Below are 1018 nucleotides of genomic sequence, written 5' to 3'. Positions count from 1 at the left end.
GCCCCCCATTTCTTGGACACGAGAAATGGGGGGCAGTTCAGCCGAAGCTGCGGCGGGTTTGTTATTTGCTCGGTTGCGGGCGCTGGGCCCGTTGGGTTTTATTGCCCCGCGTGGACGCGGGGCGTTACGGTGGGTGTCGGCACTGGAACGCGGCCGACATAAATACTAGAAGGGAATATCCTCGCCGTACACGTCGGCCGGGGCGGCGTCTGTTGTCTCGACGAGGGCGCCGGGGCGGCGTAGACGGGCTGCGCGGAGGTCTGCTGCGAGCCGCCGCGGGCGAAAGACTCGGCATAGGGCTCGGTCTCGTGGCCGCCGTTCCTCACGGGGTCGTGGGCGGGGTCCGTCGCCTGCGCGCTTCCGCCGGAGGACCCGAACGCGCCGCGCGGGCTCATGAGCTCGACGTCGTCGGCGACGACGCGAAGGCGGCTGCGGTGGGTTCCGTCGGACGCCTGCCAAGACTCGTAGCGGAGCTTCCCCTCGACCGCGACCTTAGGCCCTTTTAATATCAATCTGTTAAGAGCCGCGGCGCGGACGCCGAAGACGGCGCGGCTGTGGCGGCGAGGATTGGGGGAAGACTTCGGCGGTTGACCTCAGCGGCTATCACGCCGCCCTCGACGCTGTCAAGGCGAAGGCTCGCGAGAAAGCTGACTTGGTTGAGATGCGCGCTATGCGCGAGTGCAGGCTCACGCATGTGAGGTCTGACGATGCGGCTGCTAACCGACGGGCTCTCGGTCTTCGTCCTCCCTGCGTATGCTAGCGAGCACGATGTCGTGATAGATCAGCCGGTGTCGGTCATCGCGCCACTCGTCGTCGTGGTAGTGGCCGAAGAACCACGTCTTGAAGCCGAGCTGGTGGTCGATCTCGCCTAGGAAATTTTGCAGTTGGTCGTCGTCAAAGGGGCGGTTGCGCTCCCAGCACAGGGTGTCTGCCAAGTCTGCCGGCGCCTCGTGCGTCACCACGTAATCGACATTCCAGCCCACGCGGTCGAGAGAGCGCCGGCATCGGTCCATCTCGG

The 1018-nt window shown here is 65.5% G+C and carries 2 pseudogenes; both read right to left on the bottom strand.

Annotation, left to right across the window (positions count from 1 at the left end):
* Positions 1–98: 98 nt before the first annotated feature.
* A pseudogene (locus tag ACT84W_RS09985) lies at positions 99–545 on the bottom strand (single-stranded DNA-binding protein); the annotation flags it as partial.
* Positions 546–716: 171 nt separating this feature from the next.
* Positions 717–1018, bottom strand: a pseudogene (locus ACT84W_RS09980) (hypothetical protein); the annotation flags it as partial.

Source organism: Paratractidigestivibacter sp., assembly GCF_052362415.1.
In the GTDB taxonomy this organism is placed as follows: Bacteria; Actinomycetota; Coriobacteriia; order Coriobacteriales; family Atopobiaceae; genus Paratractidigestivibacter.
Note: the sequence above shows the minus strand (reverse complement) of the source record. Positions and strands in the feature narration are given on the sequence as shown.